Source organism: Kineosporia corallincola (genome assembly GCF_018499875.1).
Lineage (GTDB): Bacteria > Actinomycetota > Actinomycetes > Actinomycetales > Kineosporiaceae > Kineosporia > Kineosporia corallincola.
Map to the genome: position 1 here is coordinate 1 of NZ_JAHBAY010000046.1, position 1076 is coordinate 1076.

General features: G+C 65.7%; 1 protein-coding gene. It reads left to right on the forward strand.

Going from position 1 to position 1076, the window contains the following annotated elements; all coding sequences use genetic code 11:
• The first annotated feature begins 137 nt into the window (after positions 1 to 137).
• Complete coding sequence (locus tag KIH74_RS35625) at positions 138 to 1076, forward strand: IS5 family transposase (RefSeq protein ID WP_214160868.1); 939 nt, start codon at positions 138 to 140, stop codon at positions 1074 to 1076.

Genomic DNA, 1076 nt, shown 5'->3' on the forward strand with positions numbered 1-1076 from the left:
CTAGGGGCTGTTTTGGAATCCGTTGGTTGCCGCACTGCATGCGTGGTGTAGCAGGGGGTTTCGTTCCGGAGAGATGGGCGAGGTCTCCGTTTGCCTGGTTTAACGACCAAGAAAAACTGGGCAAAACGGAGACCTCGTTGAACAGGATAGCTGCGTCTGCGCGTCATGACCTGAGTGATGCTCAATGGGCGGTGATCAGACGGTCGTTGTGGACGTTGTTGCAGGTCAACGACGTATCGCCGGGACCTGGGCGGCCCTGGAAGTATTCGCGGCGGCAGTTGATCGACGGGATCCGCTGGCGGATCCGGGTCGGTGCGCCCTGGCGGGACGTGCCGTCTGAGTACGGTTCATGGCAGCGCGTGTATGGCGTGTTCCGGCAATGGCAGCGGGCCGGGATCTGGGCCCGGCTCCTGATCACCTTGCAGGCGTGGGCCGACGCGGCGGGCCTGATCGTGTGGGAGATCTCGGTGGACTCCACGATCGTGCGGGCCCATCAGCACGCCGGCGGCGCCCGCCGTGACCCGCAGGCCCAGATAGAACCACCTGGTCGGCCGGATCGGCCCGAGCCGTCCGATCACGCACTGGGCCGTTCCCGGGGCGGCTGGACGACGAAGCTGCATCTGGCCGGCGAGCAAGGCCTGAAGATCCTCTCGATCGTCCTGACCGCCGGCCAACGCGGTGACTCGCCGCAGTTCGAGCCCGTCCTGGAAGCAATCGGTGTTCCCCGCCTCGGCGCGGGCCGGCCCCGGTGCCGCCCGGTCGAGGTCCGGGCCGACAAGGCCTACTCCAGTCGCGCGAATCGCGCCTACCTGCGAAAACGAGGAATCCGGGCGTGTATTCCGGTCAAGGTCGACCAGCAGGCCAACCGCAAGGCGAAGGGCCGCCACGGTGGCCGGCCCTTCGCCTTCGACCCTGAGTCCTACAAGAAACGCAACGCGATCGAGCGCGCCATCAACCAGCTCAAACAGCACCGGGCGCTGGCCACCCGCTACGAAAAGCTCGCCCTGCGCTACGAAGCCGTCGTCCAAGTCGCAGCCATCAATGTCTGGCTCCGCGCATTACAAAACAAGCCCTAG